The organism is Nocardia sp. JCM 34519.1 (assembly GCF_020361265.1).
In the GTDB taxonomy this organism is placed as follows: domain Bacteria; phylum Actinomycetota; class Actinomycetes; order Mycobacteriales; family Mycobacteriaceae; genus Nocardia; species Nocardia arthritidis_A.
In genome coordinates this window covers 81,395-99,553 of the sequence record NZ_JAIRBR010000012.1, presented here as the reverse complement: position 1 = coordinate 99,553, position 18,159 = coordinate 81,395, and the positions used below count along the sequence as shown (strand labels likewise).

21 protein-coding genes are annotated in these 18,159 nt (G+C 67.5%); 4 read left to right on the top strand and 17 right to left on the bottom strand.

The annotated features are described in order from the left end of the window. Positions 1-3: 3 nt before the first annotated feature. From LGY53_RS26720 to LGY53_RS26670, 11 genes are all read right to left on the bottom strand, one after another. Complete coding sequence (locus LGY53_RS26720) at positions 4-906, bottom strand: acyl-CoA thioesterase II (protein ID WP_225729474.1); 903 nt, start codon at positions 904-906, stop codon at positions 4-6. Position 907: 1 nt separating this feature from the next. Next, positions 908-2,326: a pyruvate kinase gene (gene pyk / locus LGY53_RS26715; protein ID WP_174867344.1), complete on the bottom strand. Its 1,419-nt coding sequence runs from the start codon at positions 2,324-2,326 to the stop codon at positions 908-910. A 103-nt stretch (positions 2,327-2,429) separates the two neighbouring features. Further along, positions 2,430-3,098, bottom strand: a complete 669-nt coding sequence (locus LGY53_RS26710; RefSeq protein WP_308102998.1) for an amino acid ABC transporter permease — start codon at positions 3,096-3,098, stop codon at positions 2,430-2,432. A 3-nt stretch (positions 3,099-3,101) separates the two neighbouring features. Continuing rightward, positions 3,102-3,854 (bottom strand): transporter substrate-binding domain-containing protein, encoded by a 753-nt coding sequence (locus LGY53_RS26705; RefSeq protein ID WP_225729473.1) that lies wholly within the window; start codon positions 3,852-3,854, stop codon positions 3,102-3,104. Between the two features lie 203 nt (positions 3,855-4,057). Further along, a complete protein-coding gene (locus LGY53_RS26700) occupies positions 4,058-4,564 on the bottom strand; it encodes a TM2 domain-containing protein (RefSeq protein ID WP_225729472.1) in 507 nt (168 codons plus the stop codon). Between the two features lie 204 nt (positions 4,565-4,768). Further along, a complete protein-coding gene (gene lgt / locus LGY53_RS26695) occupies positions 4,769-5,959 on the bottom strand; it encodes a prolipoprotein diacylglyceryl transferase (RefSeq protein WP_225729471.1) in 1,191 nt (396 codons plus the stop codon). 63 nt (positions 5,960-6,022) lie between these two features. Beyond that, positions 6,023-6,823: a tryptophan synthase subunit alpha gene (trpA, locus tag LGY53_RS26690; RefSeq protein ID WP_225729470.1), complete on the bottom strand. Its 801-nt coding sequence runs from the start codon at positions 6,821-6,823 to the stop codon at positions 6,023-6,025. Then, a complete protein-coding gene (gene trpB / locus LGY53_RS26685; RefSeq protein WP_225729469.1) occupies positions 6,820-8,076 on the bottom strand; it encodes a tryptophan synthase subunit beta in 1,257 nt (418 codons plus the stop codon). Before trpB ends, trpA begins: the two co-directional genes overlap by 4 nt. Positions 8,077-8,138: 62 nt before the next feature. After that, on the bottom strand, positions 8,139-8,957 hold the full coding sequence (gene trpC, locus LGY53_RS26680; RefSeq protein WP_167473944.1) for an indole-3-glycerol phosphate synthase TrpC: 819 nt from the start codon (positions 8,955-8,957) through the stop codon (positions 8,139-8,141). 183 nt (positions 8,958-9,140) lie between these two features. Next, positions 9,141-9,845: a TIGR02234 family membrane protein gene (locus LGY53_RS26675; RefSeq protein WP_225729468.1), complete on the bottom strand. Its 705-nt coding sequence runs from the start codon at positions 9,843-9,845 to the stop codon at positions 9,141-9,143. Then, positions 9,838-11,382, bottom strand: coding sequence for an anthranilate synthase component I (locus LGY53_RS26670; protein WP_225729467.1), 1,545 nt, complete (start codon positions 11,380-11,382; stop codon positions 9,838-9,840). The genes LGY53_RS26675 and LGY53_RS26670 overlap by 8 nt, the downstream gene beginning before the upstream one ends. A 275-nt stretch (positions 11,383-11,657) precedes the next feature. Between LGY53_RS26670 and LGY53_RS26665 the strand changes: the two genes are divergently transcribed. The 4 genes from LGY53_RS26665 to LGY53_RS26650 all read left to right on the top strand — a co-directional run bounded on the left by LGY53_RS26665 (position 11,658) and on the right by LGY53_RS26650 (position 13,800). Continuing rightward, entirely contained in the window at positions 11,658-11,957 is a 300-nt protein-coding gene (locus LGY53_RS26665; protein ID WP_225729466.1) for a hypothetical protein, read from the top strand. Positions 11,958-12,054: 97 nt separating this feature from the next. After that, complete coding sequence (locus LGY53_RS26660; RefSeq protein ID WP_225729465.1) at positions 12,055-12,516, top strand: peroxiredoxin; 462 nt, start codon at positions 12,055-12,057, stop codon at positions 12,514-12,516. Positions 12,517-12,570: 54 nt separating this feature from the next. After that, the gene (locus LGY53_RS26655; protein ID WP_225729464.1) at positions 12,571-13,170 is read left to right on the top strand and encodes a permease; all 600 of its coding nucleotides are present in this window, start codon (positions 12,571-12,573) and stop codon (positions 13,168-13,170) included. 201 nt (positions 13,171-13,371) lie between these two features. Continuing rightward, on the top strand, positions 13,372-13,800 hold the full coding sequence (locus tag LGY53_RS26650; RefSeq protein ID WP_167473940.1) for a MarR family winged helix-turn-helix transcriptional regulator: 429 nt from the start codon (positions 13,372-13,374) through the stop codon (positions 13,798-13,800). Between the two features lie 6 nt (positions 13,801-13,806). On the opposite strand, the gene hisI is transcribed toward LGY53_RS26650, so the two are convergent. The 6 genes from hisI to LGY53_RS26620 form a co-directional block, all read right to left on the bottom strand. After that, positions 13,807-14,166, bottom strand: a complete 360-nt coding sequence (gene hisI / locus LGY53_RS26645) for a phosphoribosyl-AMP cyclohydrolase (RefSeq protein ID WP_225729463.1) — start codon at positions 14,164-14,166, stop codon at positions 13,807-13,809. Positions 14,167-14,195: 29 nt separating this feature from the next. Next, entirely contained in the window at positions 14,196-15,140 is a 945-nt protein-coding gene (locus tag LGY53_RS26640) for a TIGR03564 family F420-dependent LLM class oxidoreductase (protein ID WP_225729462.1), read from the bottom strand. A 51-nt stretch (positions 15,141-15,191) separates the two neighbouring features. Further along, positions 15,192-15,980, bottom strand: coding sequence for an imidazole glycerol phosphate synthase subunit HisF (gene hisF, locus LGY53_RS26635; RefSeq protein WP_225729461.1), 789 nt, complete (start codon positions 15,978-15,980; stop codon positions 15,192-15,194). A gap of 56 nt (positions 15,981-16,036) precedes the next feature. After that, a complete protein-coding gene (locus LGY53_RS26630; RefSeq protein WP_225729460.1) occupies positions 16,037-16,858 on the bottom strand; it encodes an inositol monophosphatase in 822 nt (273 codons plus the stop codon). A gap of 6 nt (positions 16,859-16,864) precedes the next feature. After that, entirely contained in the window at positions 16,865-17,596 is a 732-nt protein-coding gene (gene priA / locus LGY53_RS26625; RefSeq protein ID WP_167473935.1) for a bifunctional 1-(5-phosphoribosyl)-5-((5-phosphoribosylamino)methylideneamino)imidazole-4-carboxamide isomerase/phosphoribosylanthranilate isomerase PriA, read from the bottom strand. Between the two features lie 100 nt (positions 17,597-17,696). Beyond that, positions 17,697-18,149 (bottom strand): MarR family winged helix-turn-helix transcriptional regulator, encoded by a 453-nt coding sequence (locus LGY53_RS26620; RefSeq protein WP_225729459.1) that lies wholly within the window; start codon positions 18,147-18,149, stop codon positions 17,697-17,699. Between the last annotated feature and the right edge of the window lie 10 nt (positions 18,150-18,159).

Here is an 18,159-nt window from a genome sequence, read left to right as displayed (position 1 = left end):
GGATCAGCGGCGCGCCGGGAAATGCCGGATGACGCCCTCTTGCACCGTCGTCGCCAGCAGATCCCCACTGCGCGAATAGAATTTGCCGGTGGCCAGCCCGCGCGACCCGGCCGCGACCGGGGATTCCGTTGCGTAGAGCGCCCATTCGTCGAAGCGGAACGGCCGGTGGAACCAAATGGAGTGGTTCACCGTCGCCGCGATGATCCGATCGAGGCCCCAGGACAGCCCGTGCGTGGTGATGATCGAATCCAGCACCGTGGTGTCCGACGAATAACCAAGCATCGCAACGTGAATCAGCGGATCGTCGGGCAGCCTGCCGTCCGCGCGCATCCACACCCGGTTGTGGTTGAGCCGCTCCCCCGTGCCCTTCATGATCCACGCCGGGTCGTTGGTGTAGCGCATATCGATCGGATGCGGGGCGTTGACGAACATCTCCAGCTTGTCCTCCAAGCCTTCGAAGCTCTCCTCCACCCGGGGCAGCGTCTCCGGATCCGGCACCTCGGGCCGGGCATGCGCATGCTCGAGGCCCTTGCCCCAGTCCTGGAACGCCGCCAGCATGACGAACAGCTCCTGCCCGTCCTGGGTGGCGGTGACGGTGCGATTGGCCAGTGAACGGCCGTCCCGGTGGCGGTCCACCCGGTATTCGATCGGCCGCTTCACATCGCCGCCGCGCACGAAATGCGCGTTGATCGCGTGCACCGGCCGATCGCCGACGGTGCGACCCGCGGCCATGATCGCCTGGGCGACCAGCTGGCCGCCGAAGGTGCGGCTCCACACCTTCTCCGGATGCAGGCCGACGAAGACATCCTCGTCGACCTGCTCCAGGTCCAGCAGTCGGAGCAGCACATCGAGATCCGCATTCCCCGTCGGCGCGACGCCGACCGAACCGCCTAGGGATCCGCTCAAATCAGTGGTCCTCCTCGCCGATGCGATGCACGTGGATGAGGTTGGTGGAGCCGATCGTGCCGGGCGGCGAGCCCGCGACGATGACGACCAGATCGCCCTTCTGATAGCGCTCCATCGACAGCAGCGCCTGATCGACCTGCCTGATCATGGCGTCGGTGCTGTCCACCGTCGGAACGATGAACGTTTCCGTGCCCCATGTCAAGGCCAACTGGCTGCGCACCTCCGGCAGCGGGGTGAACGCGAGCAGCGGCAGCGGGGTGTGCAGCCGGGCCAGGCGGCGCACCGTGTCACCGGACTGGGTGAACGCCACCAGCGCCTTGGCGTTGAGCCGCTCGCCGATATCGCGGGCCGCGTAGGAGATGACACCGCGCTTGGTGCGCGGCACGTGGGTCAGCGGTGGGACCCGGGTCGATTCGGTCTCCACCGCGTGCACGATGCGGGCCATGGTCCGCACCGTCTCGATCGGGTACTTGCCGACCGAGGTCTCACCGGAGAGCATCACCGCGTCGGCGCCGTCGAGCACCGCGTTCGCGACGTCGGAGGCCTCCGCCCTGGTCGGGCGCGAGTTCTCGATCATCGACTCCAGCATCTGGGTGGCGACGATGACCGGTTTGGCGTTCTCCCTTGCCATTTGGATAGCGCGCTTCTGCACGATCGGCACCTGCTCCAGCGGCAGTTCGACGCCGAGGTCGCCGCGCGCGACCATCACCGCGTCGAAGGCCAGCACCACGGCCTCCAGGTTGTCGATGGCCTCCGGCTTCTCCAGCTTGCCGATCACCGGCACCCGGCGGCCCACCCGGTCCATCACGTCGTGCACCAGCTCGACGTCCGACGGGGACCGCACGAAGGACAGCGCGATGAAATCGACGCCCAGCTTCAGCGCGAATTCCAGGTCCTCGATGTCCTTTTCGGACAGCGCGGGCACCGAGACATCCATACCGGGCAGCGAGACGCCCTTGTTGTTCGAGACGGGGCCGCCCTCGGTGACCCGGCAGACCACGTCGTTCTTGTCGACCCGCAGCACGGTCAGCCCGACCTTGCCGTCGTCGACCAGCAGCCGGTCGCCCGGCTTGGCGTCCTTGGCCAATTCCTTGTAGGTGGTGGAGACCCGGTCGTGGGTGCCGTCGACATCGTCGACGGTGATGCGCACCTCTTCGCCGGTCGCCCATACGGTGCGGCCATCGATGAACCGGCCCAGCCGGATCTTCGGTCCCTGCAGGTCGGCCAGGATGCCGACCGCTCTGCCGAGGTGATCCGAGGCCTGCCGCACCTTCTTGTAGTTCTCGGCGTGGTCGGCATGTTCACCGTGACTGAAATTCAGCCGGGCCACATCCATGCCGCTCTCGACGAGTTCGCGGATACGGTCCTCGGTGGCCGTAGCCGGGCCGAGCGTGCACACAATCTTCGTCCGTCGCATCACGGGTGTGAGCCTAGTCCGGTGTACTCGAGTGGACCCGTCGTGGCCTCGGTGAAAGCTTGGTGAAAAATACGAACTCGCTTTGTCGGAACATACGAAGCGCTGCTCATCGTGCAACGTGCCTGGCCAAACGGGTCTCCAGCCGGGTCTGCGCGAATCCGAGAATCAAACAAATTACCCAGTAGTAAATAGCGGCGACGCCGTAGAGCGCGAAGAAGTCGAACGTCGGCGCGGCCGCCACCTGAGCCACCCGCAGCAATTCCGTCACCAGAATCGTCGAGGCCAGCGAGGTGTCCTTCACCAGTGAGATGAGGGTATTGGACAGCGGCGGCACCGCGATCCGCGCGGCCTGCGGCAGGATGATCAGCCGCATCGTCTGCGCATACGACAGGCCGACGGCCTGCGCCGCCTCCCACTGACCGTGCGCGACGCTCAGGATCGCCGCGCGCACCACCTCGGCCGCGTAACCGCCGACGTTTAGGCTGAACGCGATAACCGCCGCCGGAAACGGATCGATGACGATCTGGAACTGCGGCAGCGCGTAGAACACAATGAACAGCTGCACCAGCAGCGGCGTGCCCCGGATGATCGAGATGTAGAAGCGGGCGGCGGCGGCCACCGGCCATATCGGCGACATCCGGGCCAGCGCGACGAACAGGGCGATCGCCAGGCCGATGACGAAGCTGATCGCGGTGAGCGGGAGGGTCTTGTCCAGCGTCGCCTGCAGCATCGGCCACAGGTTGTGCAGGATCAGCTCCCGAGTGCGGTCGTCCACCGGTTATTTGGTGACGTCGGTGCCGAAGTACTTATCCGAGATCTTGGCCAGCGTGCCGTCGGCGCGCAGCTCGGACAGCGCCTTGTTCACATCGTCGATCAACGCGTCGCCCTTGCGCGCCGCGACCGCCTGCTGGGTGGTCGTTCCGGTCTTGGCCGCCACCTTCAGCGAGGTGTCGCCGGTGGTCTTGGTGTATTCGCCGACGGCGAGGGTGTCGTTGATGACGGCGTCCACCCGGCCCTGCTTCAGCAGCTGGATACCGGGACCGAAATCGGTGACCGTCTCGACCTTGGCGCCGGCGTCGGTCGCGATCTTGCCCCAGTTGCTGGTCGCGGTCTGGGCGCAGGTCTTGCCCTTCAGATCGGCGAGCGAATTGATGCTGGTGTTGTCGGCGCGGGTGACGATCACCCCGTCGGAGGTCGTATACGGCTGGGAGAGAGCGTATTTCGCCTTGCGGTCGTCATTGATCGAGACCTGGTTGACCACCAGATCGAAGCGCTTGGACTCCAGACCCGCGAATATGGCGTCCCACGGCGTCTGCACGAATTCGACCTTCTTGCCGAGCTTGCCGCCGATCGCCTGGGCCACCTCGATATCGAATCCGGTGAGCTTGCCGTCCTGCCCCTGGAAGCTGAACGGCTTGTAGGTGCCTTCCGTGCCGATCTTCAATACGTTCGGATCGCTCTTGCCGCAGGCACTGAGCCCGGTGGCGGCGACGATGGCGAGCATGGCGACGGCGAACAGCTTGCGACGCACGGGATCCCTCTCTTCTGTGCGCGGGCCGAGTCCCGCGCACGGCACACAAATCCGGCCCAGAGTACGCCTGGTCGGTTTTGTCGAACAGTATTGCGCTCACGCCGAGCCGAATACCGGCGATTCTCCCCGGAGCTGGTAATGGGCCCGGAAACGACGATGGGCACCGCCGCGGTGGCGGTGCCCATCGTGTTGGCGATCGGATATCAGTCGCGCAGCGGACGCCCGTTGACGTCGCGGACGCTACCGGTGAGCATCATGATGCCGTCGATCAACGGCCAGATGCCGCCGAGACCGCAGGTGAGCCAGACGACCGCGATCTGCGCGATGCCGAGACCCGTGTAGCCGAGGTAGAACCGGCCCGCGCCGAACGCACCGAGGAAGATCTCCAGCAGCCCCGCGATGAGCTTCTGCTTATCCGACAGCGGCTCGCCCTGCTGATTGCGGCCGTAGGGCGCCTCCGGATCGTTCGGGTTGAACCCGGGCTGGCCCTGATACGGCACGGGGTAGCCGGGCTGTGGCTGGCTGTACCCGTCCATGGGCTGCCCGTAGCCGGGCTGCTGCCCGTAGCCGGGCTGGCCGTACGGGTTGGCGGGCTGACCGTACTGCGCACCCGAATTATCGGGCTGCTTGTTCAGATCCGGCCCCGTACCGGGCGGCCCGTACTGCGGGCCGCCGAATCCCGGATTGTTCTGCTGGTAAGGGTCGGTCACTCATGTCCTCCTCATTCGTGCAGGAACCCTCTGCTTGGCCCCCGGCGTGACTGATCTGCCGAGCAGCAAGACGGCCCCGCGAAGATCAGGGGTCATTCTTGCCGGAATCGACCGAGTTTGTCTTCTCGAAGTGTGGACCTACTTCCACTTCGGCGAAGCCAAATCCGTTGTCCGGTCCGGATATCGCGGTGCGAACGGAATGGGTTAACCGGTCGGATTGGTATCCGCCTTGGCGGAATCCTTTTCGGCCGAGGCGGTCTCGTCGCCAGCGGGCTTGACGGGTTCGGATTCCGGTGCGGGCTCGTCCGATGATTTTTCGGAGACGTCCGCGTTATCGGGTTCGGCCGGTTCCGGCTTTTCATCCGACGATTCCTCGGCCGTAACGGTTTCCGTCGATTCGGTCGCAGCGGTTTCCGTCGATTCTGTGGCAGCGGTTTCCGACGATTCGGCCGCAGCCGCCGCGCGCAGTGCCCCGAACTGCCACGGCCACGGCCGCTGGGACGTGCTCGGCTGCAGCGACTCCGGTTTTTCCCTGCCCTTCGTCGCGAAGACGAAATAGGCGATGGCGGCGAGGAATACGAGCGCCGATGTGAAGGAATTGATCCGGATGCCCGCGATATGCGTAGCCTCGTCGTCGCGCATCAGCTCGACCCAGAATCGGCCGAAGCAGTAGCCGGCCACATAGAGCGCGAACAGCCTGCCGTGCCCGATCCGGAATCGCTTGTCCAACTGGACGAGTGCGATCACCACGAGCACATTCCAGATGAGCTCGTACAGGAAGGTCGGATGCACGACCTTGTCGACGATGCCGGTGGAGGTGCCGTTGAGCATATCCAGCTTGCCGTTCGCGTCGAATCGGCGATAGATCTCCAGACCCCACGGCACGGTGGTCTCGCGGCCGTAGAGCTCCTGGTTGAAGTAGTTGCCGAGCCGGCCGATCGCCTGGGCCAGCAGAATTCCGGGCGCGATCGCATCGGCGAAGGCGGGCAACGGAATTCGGTACACCCGGCAGCCGATCCAGGCGCCGATGCCGCCGAGGAATACCGCGCCCCAGATGCCGAGGCCGCCCTGATAGATCTTGATGATGTCGGCCGGATTGCCGTTGGCGCCGAAGTACTTCTGCCAGTCGGTGGCCACGTGGTAGAGCCGCCCGCCGATCAGGCCGAACGGCACCGCGAACATCGCGACGTCGAGCACCGCGCCCGCCTGCCCGCCGCGCGCGCGCCACCGCCGCTCACCCCACCAGATGGCGATGACGATGCCGAGGATGATGCACAGCGCGTATGCCCGTAGCGGGAGCGGCCCGAGATGCCATACGCCCTGCGACGGGCTGGGAATATAGGCCAGCACATCGCCGTCGGTCAGGACACTGTCTGCCAGGACTGGAAAAGTCACGGCCCCACCGTAGCCGAGAGTCCCGTCGACGGCTGCCGCTGGGAGGTCGGATGGCCGGACGGCCTAGCTCCGGACCGTCGCCGCCCGGACGCCTTCGGCGAGTTCGGCGGTGAGCGCGCGCACCGCGTCGAGTCCGGATGCCGCCGCGGACACCAGCGCCGAGCCGACGATGACCCCGTCGGCGTACCCGGCGATCTCGGCGGCCTGCGCACCGCTGCGCACGCCGAGGCCGACGCCGATCGGGATATCGGAGTGCGCCCGGATGCGCGCGCACAGCGCGGGAGCGGCCGAGGAGACCATGTCGCGGGCGCCGGTGACGCCCATGGTGGACGCGGCATAGATGAAGCCGCGGCTGGCCTCCAGCGTCTTGACGAGGCGCTCCTCGGTGGACGACGGCGCGACCAGGAAGATGCGGTCCAGGTTGTGCGTGGACGAGGCGACGAACCAGTCGTCGGCCTCCTCCGGAATCAGGTTCGGCGTGATGATGCCCGCGCCGCCCGCGGCGGCGAGGTCGCGCGCGAAGCGGTCCACACCGTATTTGACCACCGGATTCCAGTAGCTCATCACCACGGCCTGGCCGCCCGCCGCGGTGATCGCCTCGACGACGGAGAATACGTCGCGCACCCGCACCCCGCCGCGCAGCGCCTGTTCGGCGGCTGCCTGGATCGTGGGGCCGTCCATCACCGGATCGGAGTAGGCGACACCGACTTCCACTATGTCGCAACCGGATTCGACCATCGTCCGGCAGACCTCGATGGATCCGGCGAGATCCGGATAGCCCGCGGGCAGGTAGCCGATCAGCGCGGCCCGGTTCTCGGCTCGCGCGGCGGCGAAGGTATTGGCGAGACGGGACTGCTGACTCACTCTTGACTTCCGTTCTGCTCGTCGAACAGCCCGAACCAGCGCGCCGCCGTATCCATATCCTTGTCGCCGCGCCCGGACAGGTTCACCAGGATGACCGCGCCCTTGCCGAGTTCCCGGCCCAGCTTCAGCGCGCCCGCCACGGCGTGCGCGGATTCGATGGCCGGAATGATGCCCTCGGTGCGCGAGAGCAGCAGCAGCGCGTCCATCGCCTCGGCATCGGTGATCGGCGCGTATTCGGCGCGGCCGATGTCCTTGAGGTAGGCGTGTTCGGGGCCGACGCCCGGATAGTCCAAACCCGCTGAGATGGAATGGGATTCGATGGTCTGGCCGTCCTCGTCCTGCAGCAGGTACGAGTAGGCGCCCTGGAAGGCGCCCGGTGAGCCGCCGGTGAAAGTGGCGGCGTGCCTTCCGGTTTCGACGCCGTCACCGGCCGCCTCGTAACCGATCAGCCGGACGCCGGGATCGTCGATGAAGGCGTGGAAGATGCCGATGGCATTGGATCCGCCGCCGACGCACGCCGTCACCGCATCCGGCAACCGCCCGACCAGCTGCTGGATCTGCGCGCGCGCCTCCAGCCCGACGACGCGCTGGAAATCGCGCACCATCATCGGGAACGGATGCGGGCCCGCCGCGGTGCCGAAGCAGTAGTAGGTGTCATCGGCGTTGCTGACCCAGTCGCGCAGCGCCTCGTTGATCGCGTCCTTGAGCGTCTGCGATCCGGTGGTCACCGAAATCACTTCCGCGCCGAGCAATCTCATGCGCGCGACGTTCAGCGCCTGCCGCGCGGTGTCGACCGCGCCCATGTAGATCACGCAGTCGAGGCCGAGCAGCGCACAGGCGGTGGCGGTGGCGACGCCGTGCTGACCCGCGCCGGTCTCGGCGATGATCCGGTTCTTGCCCATCCGCTTGGCCAGCAGTGCCTGACCGAGCACATTGTTGATCTTGTGCGAACCGGTGTGGTTCAGATCCTCACGCTTGAGCACGATCCGCGCGCCGCCCGCATGCTCGGCCAGCCGCTTGCATTCGAAGACCGGCGACGGACGGCCGGTGTAATCGCGCTGCAGCCGGTCCAACTCGTCCAGGAACGCCGGATCCAGCCGGCACTTCTCGTACTCGGCGGTGACCTCCTCGATCACCGCCATCAACGCCTCCGGCACATGCCGCCCGCCGTACCGGCCCCAGTGGCCGCCGACATCCGGCTCGTGGCCACTGCGCTCGTGAACGCCGGAACTCGCGGTGGGCAGTGCGGTCATGGCCGCACCTCACCCGGACGGGATGTGCTCATAGCTCGCTCATTTCGTTCGTTGCGATGCGGTCACCGGCCGCGCCGCACCGGGCGCGGGCAGGACGGGTGCGTGCCCGCGGTGACCAGTTCGGAGACGGCCGCCCGCGGATCGCCGCTGATCACCAGGCTCTCGCCGACCAGGACGGCATCCGCGCCCGCACCCGCGTACGCCAGCAGGTCGGCGGTGCCGCTGATACCGGATTCGGCGATCCGGATGACCTCGGTGGGCAGGCCGGGCGCGATGCGCGCGAATACGTCGCGATCGACCTCCAGGGTCTTCAGATTGCGGGCGTTCACTCCGATCACCGACGCGCCCGCCTCCAGCGCGCGATCGGCCTCCTCCTCGGTGTGCACCTCGACCAGCGCGGTCATCCCCAGCGATTCGGTGCGGTCGATGAGCGAGGACAGCACGTCCTGCTCCAGGGCCGCGACGATCAGCAGGATGACATCGGCGCCGTGTGCGCGCGCCTCGTGGATCTGATACGGCCCGACCACGAAATCCTTGCGCAGGATCGGGATATCGATCGTGGCGCGGACCGCGTCCAGATCGTCCAGCGAACCGTTGAACCGGCGGCCCTCGGTGAGCACGCTGACGATGCGCGCGCCGCCGTCCTCGTAAGCCTTGGCCAGACTGGCCGGATCCGGGATATCCGCGAGCGAACCCTTGGACGGACTGGCCCGCTTGACCTCGGCGATGACGCCGATACCGTCCTCCAGGAGCGCGGCCCGCGCATCGAGTGGCCTTGGCGCGGCGGCCGCGGCGGCCTTCACCGCCTGGAAATCCAGGAGGGCTTCCCGAGCGGCCACATCCGCGCGGACCCCGTCGAGAATCGAGTCGAGGACCGTCATCTGGCTCGAATCCTTTCTGGGGAGACGGACTTGCTGCCTGAGTGTCCCCCCAGGCGCTGTCTCACCGATGTTGACAAAGAATAAATGGCTATCCGTCTCGCTCTGACGGCGGGGTTGTGTTTGCCCGCCTTACCTGCGCGAACGTTGCTCACCGCCGCGACGCGGCAGCCCGAGCCGCACCGGTCAGCGTTCGGCACGATCGCCGTCGCCCGCCGAATCGCCCGATCCCCCATGGGGTTTCGGATTCGCACCGGCATCGTCCGCGGTGGGGTCGGCTCCCGCGTCCAGCGCATCCCACAGCACCCGTTCGGTGACCTCGCCCTGCGCCGGCCCTTTGGCCACCTCCGCGGTGGCGGCGGCGCGACGGAACACCGGGTTGTCGTACTTGCCGGAGAGCCGCGCCGTCTGCTCCGGCATCCTGGCCAGCAACACCGCCGCCGCACCCGCCGCCACCGTCGCGAGCAGCGTCAGCGACGGCGGGAACGGATGGGTCAGCACGTCGGTAACCGTTGCGCGGCCGGGCAATTCGGCCAGCGCCTTGGCCCGGTCCGCGGTGGCGCCCTTGCCGAGCAGCAGGGCGAATCCTGGCACCGCGGTGACCGCCGCGACCAGACCGATGAGCACGCCGAAGATCCGGCGCAGCCAGCCGCGGGTCGCCAGCACCGCCGCGATGGCGGCGAGCAGCACCAGCGCCAGCGGGGTGAGCGCGCCGAACCAGGTGCCGCCGTTGAGATCGTTGGTGCGCGCGACGGTCAGGCCGTCCTCTGAGTGGATGGTCACCCAGGTCAGCCGGGAGGACAGCCACATCAGCCCGGCGGCCACCGCCAGCAGCAGCACCGGGACCACCGGATAGCGACGCTTGCCCTGCGCCGCACCGGGCTCACTCACCGCGCGCGCCCTCGGCGTACGCCCGCACCGTTCTGGCCGCCGCGACCGCCTTCAGCACCGCCATGGCCTTGTTGCGCGATTCGTTGTCCTCGTACTCCGGCTGCGAATCGGCCACGATGCCGCCACCCGCCTGCACATACGCCACACCGTCTTTCAGCAGTGCGGTGCGGATGGCGATGGCGGTGTCGGCGTCGCCCGCGAAGTCGAGATAGCCGACCACTCCGGCGTATACGCCGCGGCGGGTCGGCTCCAACTCCTCGATGAGCTCCATCGCGCGCACCTTGGGCGCACCGGACAGCGTGCCCGCCGGGAAACAGGCCTTCACGGCGTCCAGCGCGATATTGCCCGGCGCCAGCCTGCCCGACACCGTCGACACCAAATGCATGACGTGGCTGTACCGCTCGACATGCCGATATTCGGTGACCCGCACCGTGCCGGGCTGGCAGACCCGGCCCAGATCGTTGCGGCCGAGGTCGACGAGCATCAGATGTTCGGCGTTCTCCTTCTCGTCGGCGAGCAGCGCCTTCTCCAGCAGGAGATCGTCCTCCTCGGTGGCGCCGCGCCACCGGGTGCCCGCGATCGGATGTGTCGTCGCCACACCGTCTTTCACGGTCACCAGCGATTCCGGGCTGGAGCCGACGATGGAGAAGGCGGTGCCGCCGTCACCGTCCGGGACGTGGATCAGGTACATGTACGGGCTCGGATTGGACGCCCGCAGCATCCGGTACAGATCGAGCGGATCGCCGTCGTAATCCATTTCGAATCGCTGCGAGAGCACCACCTGGAAGGCCTCGCCCGCCTCGATCTCCTTGACCAGCCGCCGCACCCCGGCGCCGAATTCGTCGGAGGTGCGCCTGCGCCGGAACTCCGGTTCCGGTGTCTCGAATACCGACACCGTCGAAACCGCCGGGGCGGCAAGGGCTTCGGTCATCCGGTCCAGCCGGGCCAGTGCGTCGTCGTATGCCGCGTCGACGTGGTCCGCGGTGCCGTTCCAGTTGACCGCGTTGGCGATCAGCGTGATCGCGCCCTCGTGGTGGTCGAAGGCGGCCAGATCGGTGGCGAGCAGCAGCACCATTTCGGGCACGTGCAGATCGTCGACGGTGAGTTCGGGCAACCGCTCGATCCGGCGCACCGTGTCGTAGCCGAGGTAGCCGACCATGCCGCCGGTCAGCGGGGGCAGACCGGGCAGCCGCTCGGTGCGCAACAGCTGCAGCGTCTCGTGCAGCGCGCGCAGCGGGTCACCGCCGGACGGGGCGTCGACCGGGATATTGCCGAGCCAGGCGGCCTCGCCGTTCACCACGGTGAGCGCCGACGGGCTGCCCGCGCCGATGAACGACCAGCGGGACCAGGAGCGTCCGTTCTCCGCGGATTCGAAGAGGAAGGTGCCCGCCCGCCCGGCACCCAGCTTGCGGTAGGCCGAGAGCGGAGTTTCCGAGTCCGCCAGCACCTTTCGGGTCACCGGGACCACCCGGTGCTCCGCGGCCAGCTGATGGAACTGTTCGCGGGTCGTTGTGGTTGGTGTCGACGCGCCGTGCATTGGCCCATCATCCCAGCACGGTCCGACAGGCTGGGCGTAGGGCTAGGGAGTGCGGCAAATGGGACCCGCCGCGCGAGCGTCAAGCCCGGAGGCGGTAGCGGAGCGTGACCACGTAGGGCTAGGGAGTGCGGCAAATGGGGCACAGCCAGGTGAAAACAACTGCTCGGTTCGTACGTGCTCGCACACCGCTGTGTCCGGCGTCACTACACTCGCTCCGTTCGATATCTCCAGTTCCAATTCGCGCGGTACCCACTTACGAGAGGAGTCAACAAACGATGTACCCCTCGCAACCGGTGGCCCCGGAGGGCCCTCGGCATGCCGCCCCAGGCTCGATGCCCCGCATGGTCGGGCTCGGCCAGATGGGCGGCGGCCAGGGCACGACAACGGTCAATGCCCTGGCCTCCTTCGTCACCTATGTGAAGGCACTGGAAGCGTTGGACAAGAACCACTTCCCGGACGAGTACGCCACGCACAGCGACCGGATTCGCGAGCTCAAGCCGTTCCTGCGGGCACACGGGATCCTCGATGTCATGGAGATCAAGAATCCGGAGGTGGCCGCGCTCATCGGTGCGTGAGGGCACCGGGTTGCCGCCGAAGGCGTTCGGCGGCAACCCGATTCGACAGCCGGCAGCGGACGGCCCGGCAGTCGCGTCCAGGTGTACTGTCCAGTTCATGCAGATAGGTCAGCTCGCCCCCGAATTCGAGCTACCGGATCAGACCGGCACGGTGCGCTCGCTGGACGCGTTGCTCGCGAACGGTCCGCTCGTCCTGTTCTTCTACCCAGCCGCCAACACCCCCGTATGCACCGCCGAGGCGTGTCACTTCCGCGATCTGTCCGGGGAATTCGCCGCGCTCGGCGCGTCCTGCGCCGGGATCAGCACCGACAGCGTCGACACCCAGGCCGGATTCGCCGACAAGCAGCGGCTCGGCTATCCGGTGCTCTCCGATGCCGACGGGAAGGTGGCGACGGCATTCGGCGTCAAGCGTGGCCTGCTGGGCAGGCTGGCCCCGGTCAAGCGGCATACCTTCGTCATCGGCACCGACCGGAAAATCCTGAAGATCATCACCGGCGAACTGCGCGCCAATGTGCACGCCGACGAGGCGCTGACCTTCCTGCGCGAGCGCGCGGCCTGAAAACGCGCCGCCGATAGCGCCGTTTCGGCTGGTCAGCAGCCTACGCTGGAAGCCATGACCGACAGTTACGCAGAACCGAAATCGTTCTGGGCCCGCTGGCGTGCGCGCATCGTCGGGGGCCTGGCGTTCGTCGCAGTGCTGTTCGTTGCCTATTTCATCCTGGCCGCCTTCATCCCGCGATGGTGGGCTCAACGCGTCGGCGATATGGTCGGCAAGAGCTTCGGCAAGGGCATCGCGTGGGGTCTCGCGTACGGCGGATTGGGCACGGCCATAACGCTTTTCCTGCTGCTGTTCGCGGTTCTGGTATGGCGGCGGCGGGCGGGCAAGGTGCTGGCGGGCGCGGCCGGGGTGATCGCGATACTCGCCGCGGTACCCAATCTGATGACGCTCACCATCGTGCTCGGCACCGGCAGCGCGTCCCAGGCCGGTAAGCGGATCCTGGATGTGGAGGCGCCCGCGTTCCGCGGCGCTTCGCTGGCCGGTGCGATCGCCGCCGCGGTCCTGTTCCTGCTCACCGCCTTCCTGGTGATCCGGCGACGCTGGCGCAAACGCCGCGCCGGGAAACGGATCGAGCCGCCGCCCGCGCAGGTTGCCCCTCCCGCACCGGTCACCGACAGCGGTGACACGGAGGCGACACGCCAGGCAGGTATGTGAGTGACCTCACGTCACCCAGCAACTCCATGACGGTCGAGCGAAGCCGTGGCAAACTCGTCTCCACGGGTGACAGTGAATACGCATTCCAATAACCGCTAGGCGGACGACCAAAACCACGTCACTTGGCTTGAAAGAGGGCACACAGTGACGAAATGGCTCGACCCCATCGAACAACGAGCTTGGCGCGCGATCGTGGCGCTGATGACACGTCTACCAGGCGCTTTGGATACCCAATTACAGCGCGAATCCGGGGTCACCCATTTCGAGTACTGGGTACTCACCCTGCTGTCCGAGGAGCCGGGACACCGGTTGCAGATGAGTGACCTGGCCCACAAGGCAAATGCATCGCTATCACGGCTGTCGCATGTCGTTTCGAAATTGGAGCGGATGGGCTGGGCGCAGCGCACCGCGACCACCGGACGCCGCGGCGTCCAGGCGGTGCTCACCGACGACGGCTATCTGAAGGTGGTCGAGGCGGCACCCGGCTATCTGGAGGCGGTGCGCCGCTTGGTGTTCGACGGCCTGGACGCCGGCCAGAAGCAGAAACTGGCCGACCTCAGCGAGCTGCTCACCGCACAACTGGCCGACGCGCTCGCCGAGGACAGCAGGGAAAATCGCGGACGAACCTGAAATCCCTTACGGTACAGCGGGATTCAGGTCGGCCAGCAGGACGTCGGCGTCGAAGCAGGTGTGCGTGCCGGTGTGGCAGGCCGCGCCCTCCTGATCGACGATGAGCAACAGGGTGTCGCCGTCGCAGTCCAACCGCACCTCGTGCACGTACTGGGTGTGCCCGGAGGTCTCGCCCTTCACCCAGTACTCCTGACGCGAACGCGAATAGTAGGTCGCCTTACGGGTTTCCAGCGTCCGGGCCAGCGCCTCGTCGTCCATCCACGCGACCATCAGCACCGCACCGGTGCCGCGTTCCTGTGCGACGGCGGCGACCAGGCCCGCGTCATTGCGCTTGAGCCGGGTGGCGATGGCGGGGTCCAAAGTCATAGCTCTTTATAACAACACCGCCGCACCGACTATGCCCGAGGTTTGCTGTTCAGTTCGCCGAGCAGTCGCCAGGTGCGCAACCGGTCGGCATCGCCGTTCAGGTCGGTGCTGGCGACTATGACGTCGGTGGCGCCCGCGTCGAAGTATTCCTCGACACGCGCCGCGACGGTTTCCTCGTCACCGAGCACCGCGAGCTCCGCGGCGCGCCGCACGCCGGACAATTCGATCACCCGCCGGTAGGACGGGACCTCGTCGTAGAAGGCCATGGACTGCTCGGCCTGTGCGCGGGCCGCCTCGACATCCGAGGTCACCACGGCCGTAACCATTGCGGCGATACGCGGCCGGGGACGGCCGGCGCGCTCGGCGGCCGCATTGATCGGTTCGACGATATGCTTCGACAGCACCTGCGGACCGACGAGATACGGCAGGGTGCCGTCGGCGAGTTCGCCGGTGACGCGCACCGCCTGCGGTCCCATCGCGGCGACCAACACCGGAACCCGCGGCCGCGCGCCCGCCACCTCGGTCGGGAAAGATGGTGCGGCAGTGAGGATTTCGCCGTGCAGATCGGCGGTGCCGGTCTCCAGCAGCTGTTGCAGCCCGGTCAGGAATTCCCGCAGGTAGGCGATCGGGCGATCGAATGTGATGCCGAAGGACGATTCGGCCGCGGCCCGCCCGCCGGTTCCGATGCCGAGGGTGAACCGGCCGTGCGTGGCGGCCTGCGCGGTCTGCGCCTGGCCCGCGACGACGAGTGGATGCCGTCCCCCGATCGGCACCACCGACGTACCCACCTCCAGCTCGGGCAGCTCACGGCCGACGGTACCGGCCACCGCGATGCTGTCCTGACCGAACAACTGACCGAACCAGACCGAGCTCAGCCCGGCGGCGACGGCCTCCCGGCCGAATGCGACGGCGGCGTCGACGGCGTTATCGGAGTTGTTGAGGGTGAAGGGCGACAACGAGATTCCGAGCGTCATCCCCCGTACAACCGCACCGATCGGCTGAGATTCCCGCCGGGCCGATTCCCGCTAGCGGACGACGATCCCCTCCGCGCGCATCGCGTCCTTCACCTGACCGATGGTCATATCGCCGAAGTGGAAGACGCTCGCCGCCAGCACCGCGTCCGCACCCGCGTGCACGGCGGGCGCGAAATGTTCGACCGCGCCCGCGCCGCCGCTCGCGATCACCGGCACCGTCACCGCGGCGCGCACGGCGCGGATCATCGGCAGATCGAAACCCGCCTTGGTGCCGTCGGCGTCCATCGAGTTCAGCAGGATCTCACCGACACCCAATTCCGCACCGCGCACGGCCCATTCGACCGCATCGATCCCGGTGCCGCGCTTACCGCCGTGCGTGGTGACCTCCCAGCCCGACGGCGTATCGGGCTGCCCGTCGGGCACCGTGCGCGCGTCCACCGAGAGCACGATGCACTGGGAGCCGAACCGCTCCGACATCTCGCGCAACACCTCGGGCCTGGCGATGGCGGCGGTATTCACCGAAACCTTGTCCGCGCCCGCGCGCAGCAACCGGTCCACATCCTCGACCGTGCGCACGCCGCCGCCGACGGTGAGCGGAATGAAAATCTGTTCGGCCGTGCGGGTCACCACATCGATCATGGTGCCCCGGTCGCCGGTGGACGCGGTGACGTCGAGGAAGGTCAGCTCGTCGGCGCCCTGCGCGTCATACGCGGCCGCCAGTTCCACGGGATCGCCCGCGTCACGCAGGTTTTCGAAGTTGACGCCCTTGACCACCCGGCCCGCGTCGACGTCAAGGCACGGAATCACACGTACCGCCAGTGTTTGATTTGCCGCGTTCATGGTCCCTCCGTGGTTACGCAAGCTGCCGCCTCCGGGCCTGACATTCACGCGGCGGGTCATTCGTCGTTCCTCAAATCTTCCTCTGCGACCGTGCAGATCAGCTCGAGCAGTTCTTCGTGCACCCCGGGCGCGGCGGCGAGCACCGAACCGGAGGTGATGGTCCACGGCTCACCGGACAGGTCGGTGACAACGCCGCCCGCGGCTCGCACCAGCGCGACACCCGCGGCGTTATCCCACGGGTGATGGCCGAAAACGACTGCGCCACCGAGCACTCCGGACGCGGTGAAGGCCAGATCGATTCCGGTCGACCCGTGCATGCGCACCCGGGAGGACAGCCTGCTGAGCGGCCCGAGCAGGTCGAAGCGGAACTGTCCGGGGATGCGGCCCTTGGAATCGACGTTGAAGGTGCCGAATCCGATCATCGCCTCGGCCAGTTTGCCGCGCGGCAGCGGCGGCAGCGCCTGCCCGTCCAGCAGCACCGGACCGCCGCGCACCGCGGCGTATCTGCGGCCGAGCATGGGCAGCCAGGTCAGCCCGAGCACCGGTTCGCCGTCGCGCACCAGCGCCAGCAGCATGCCCGAAAGCGGGTGCCCCTGTGAGTAATTGAAGGTTCCGTCGATCGGGTCGAGTACCCACGCGGTGCCCGCGGTGAGCTGCGGCCCGCCGAATTCCTCACCGTGCACCTCGATTCCGGTGCGCCGGGCCAGTTCCTCGGAGACGGTGCGCTCCAACTCCAGATCGAATTCGGTGGCGAAGTCGTTGCGGCCCTTGGTCACCGCGCTCGGTGCGCCGACACCCTCGAGAAAGCGCGGGCGCACCGCGTCGAGGACTTCGCTCGCGACGGCGAGCAGCGCCGGTAGTTCGGAAGCCGCAGTCATCGACGTTCAGCGCACCGCGGCCAGCGCGTCGGGCAGCGTGAAACGGCCCGCGTACAAGGCTTTTCCGACGATCGAGCCCTCGACGCCGTCGGGCACCAGCTCGGCGATCGCGACCAGGTCGGCGATCGTCGAGACGCCGCCCGAGGCGATGACCGGCGCGTCGGTGGCCGCGCACACCTCGCGCAGCAGGTCCAGGTTCGGACCGGTCAGGGTGCCGTCCTTGGTGACGTCGGTGACCACGTATCGCGAGCAGCCGTCGCGCTCCAGGCGTTCGAGCACCTCCCACAGGTCGCCGCCGTCGCTGACCCAGCCGCGGCCGCGCAGTCGGTGCTCACCGTCCACGATGCGCACATCGAGCCCGACCGCGATGCGCTCGCCGTACTCGCCGATGGCGCGGGCGCACCACTGCGGATCCTCCAGCGCCGCGGTACCGAGGTTCACCCTGGCGCAGCCGGTGGCCAGCGCGGCCTTCAACGTTTCGTCGTCCCGGATACCGCCGGACAGTTCGACCTTGACGTCGAGTTCGCCGACCACCTCGGCCAGCAGATCCCGATTCGAGCCGCGACCGAACGCCGCGTCCAGGTCCACCAGATGCACCCATTCGGCGCCGGCTTCCTGCCAGGCCAGCGCGGCTTCGCGCGGGGAGCCGTAGCTGGTTTCGCTACCCGCCTCCCCTTGCACGAGGCGCACGGCCTCTCCATTGGCGACATCGACAGCCGGTAGCAGCACAAGACTCACGACTGTCAAGCTTAGTCGGCCGCCTCGCGCGTCCCACCTCCGGCCTGCGGAAATGCTGGATGCGGCCCGCCGGGTGAAGATCAGCAGCTCGAAATCGAATTCAGCCGCGGGCATGATCATCGAGGATGCGGACCAGCAGCCGGACGAGTTGGGCGCGCTCCTCCTGGTTCAGCGCGGCGAGCAGTTCGTCCTGTGCGCCCTGCAGATGCTGATCCATTTCGGTCAGATGCTCCGTGCCCGCCTGGGTGATGGTGACGATATTGCGGCGGCGGTCGGTCGGGTCCGGGCTGCGTTCGATATAGCCGCGCACGGCCAGATCGTTCAGCACGGCCACCACATCGCTGCGATCGATGCGGGTGTGCCTGCCGAGATCGGCCTGGCTGGCCGGTCCGAATTCACCGAGCGTGGCCAGGATCGCGTAGTGGTACCGCCGCGAACCGGTGGCGTCCAGCGCCCGGTCGGTCGCCCGATTCGCCACGATGGCAACCTGATTCACCAGCCGAGTGGGCAGCGCGCGCAGCCTGCCCGCCGCACCCTCCTGCGCGATCTCCATGCGCACCAAT

Excerpts from the sequence above, each read along its gene's own strand:
- trpC (WP_167473944.1), bottom strand. The coding sequence starts at position 8,957 with ATGACGGTCCTCGACTCGATTCTCGACGGGGTCCGCGCGGATGTGGCC.
- LGY53_RS26670 (WP_225729467.1), bottom strand. The coding sequence starts at position 11,382 with ATGCACGGCGCGTCGACACCAACCACAACGACCCGCGAACAGTTCCAT.
- LGY53_RS26620 (WP_225729459.1), bottom strand. The coding sequence starts at position 18,149 with ATGGAGATCGCGCAGGAGGGTGCGGCGGGCAGGCTGCGCGCGCTGCCC.
- LGY53_RS26665 (WP_225729466.1), top strand. The coding sequence starts at position 11,658 with ATGTACCCCTCGCAACCGGTGGCCCCGGAGGGCCCTCGGCATGCCGCC.
- hisI (WP_225729463.1), bottom strand. The coding sequence starts at position 14,166 with ATGACTTTGGACCCCGCCATCGCCACCCGGCTCAAGCGCAATGACGCG.
- hisF (WP_225729461.1), bottom strand. The coding sequence starts at position 15,980 with ATGAACGCGGCAAATCAAACACTGGCGGTACGTGTGATTCCGTGCCTT.
- LGY53_RS26640 (WP_225729462.1), bottom strand. The coding sequence starts at position 15,140 with ATGACGCTCGGAATCTCGTTGTCGCCCTTCACCCTCAACAACTCCGAT.
- LGY53_RS26650 (WP_167473940.1), top strand. The coding sequence starts at position 13,372 with ATGACACGTCTACCAGGCGCTTTGGATACCCAATTACAGCGCGAATCC.
- LGY53_RS26660 (WP_225729465.1), top strand. The coding sequence starts at position 12,055 with ATGCAGATAGGTCAGCTCGCCCCCGAATTCGAGCTACCGGATCAGACC.
- trpB (WP_225729469.1), bottom strand. The coding sequence starts at position 8,076 with ATGACCGCACTGCCCACCGCGAGTTCCGGCGTTCACGAGCGCAGTGGC.
- LGY53_RS26630 (WP_225729460.1), bottom strand. The coding sequence starts at position 16,858 with ATGACTGCGGCTTCCGAACTACCGGCGCTGCTCGCCGTCGCGAGCGAA.
- LGY53_RS26655 (WP_225729464.1), top strand. The coding sequence starts at position 12,571 with ATGACCGACAGTTACGCAGAACCGAAATCGTTCTGGGCCCGCTGGCGT.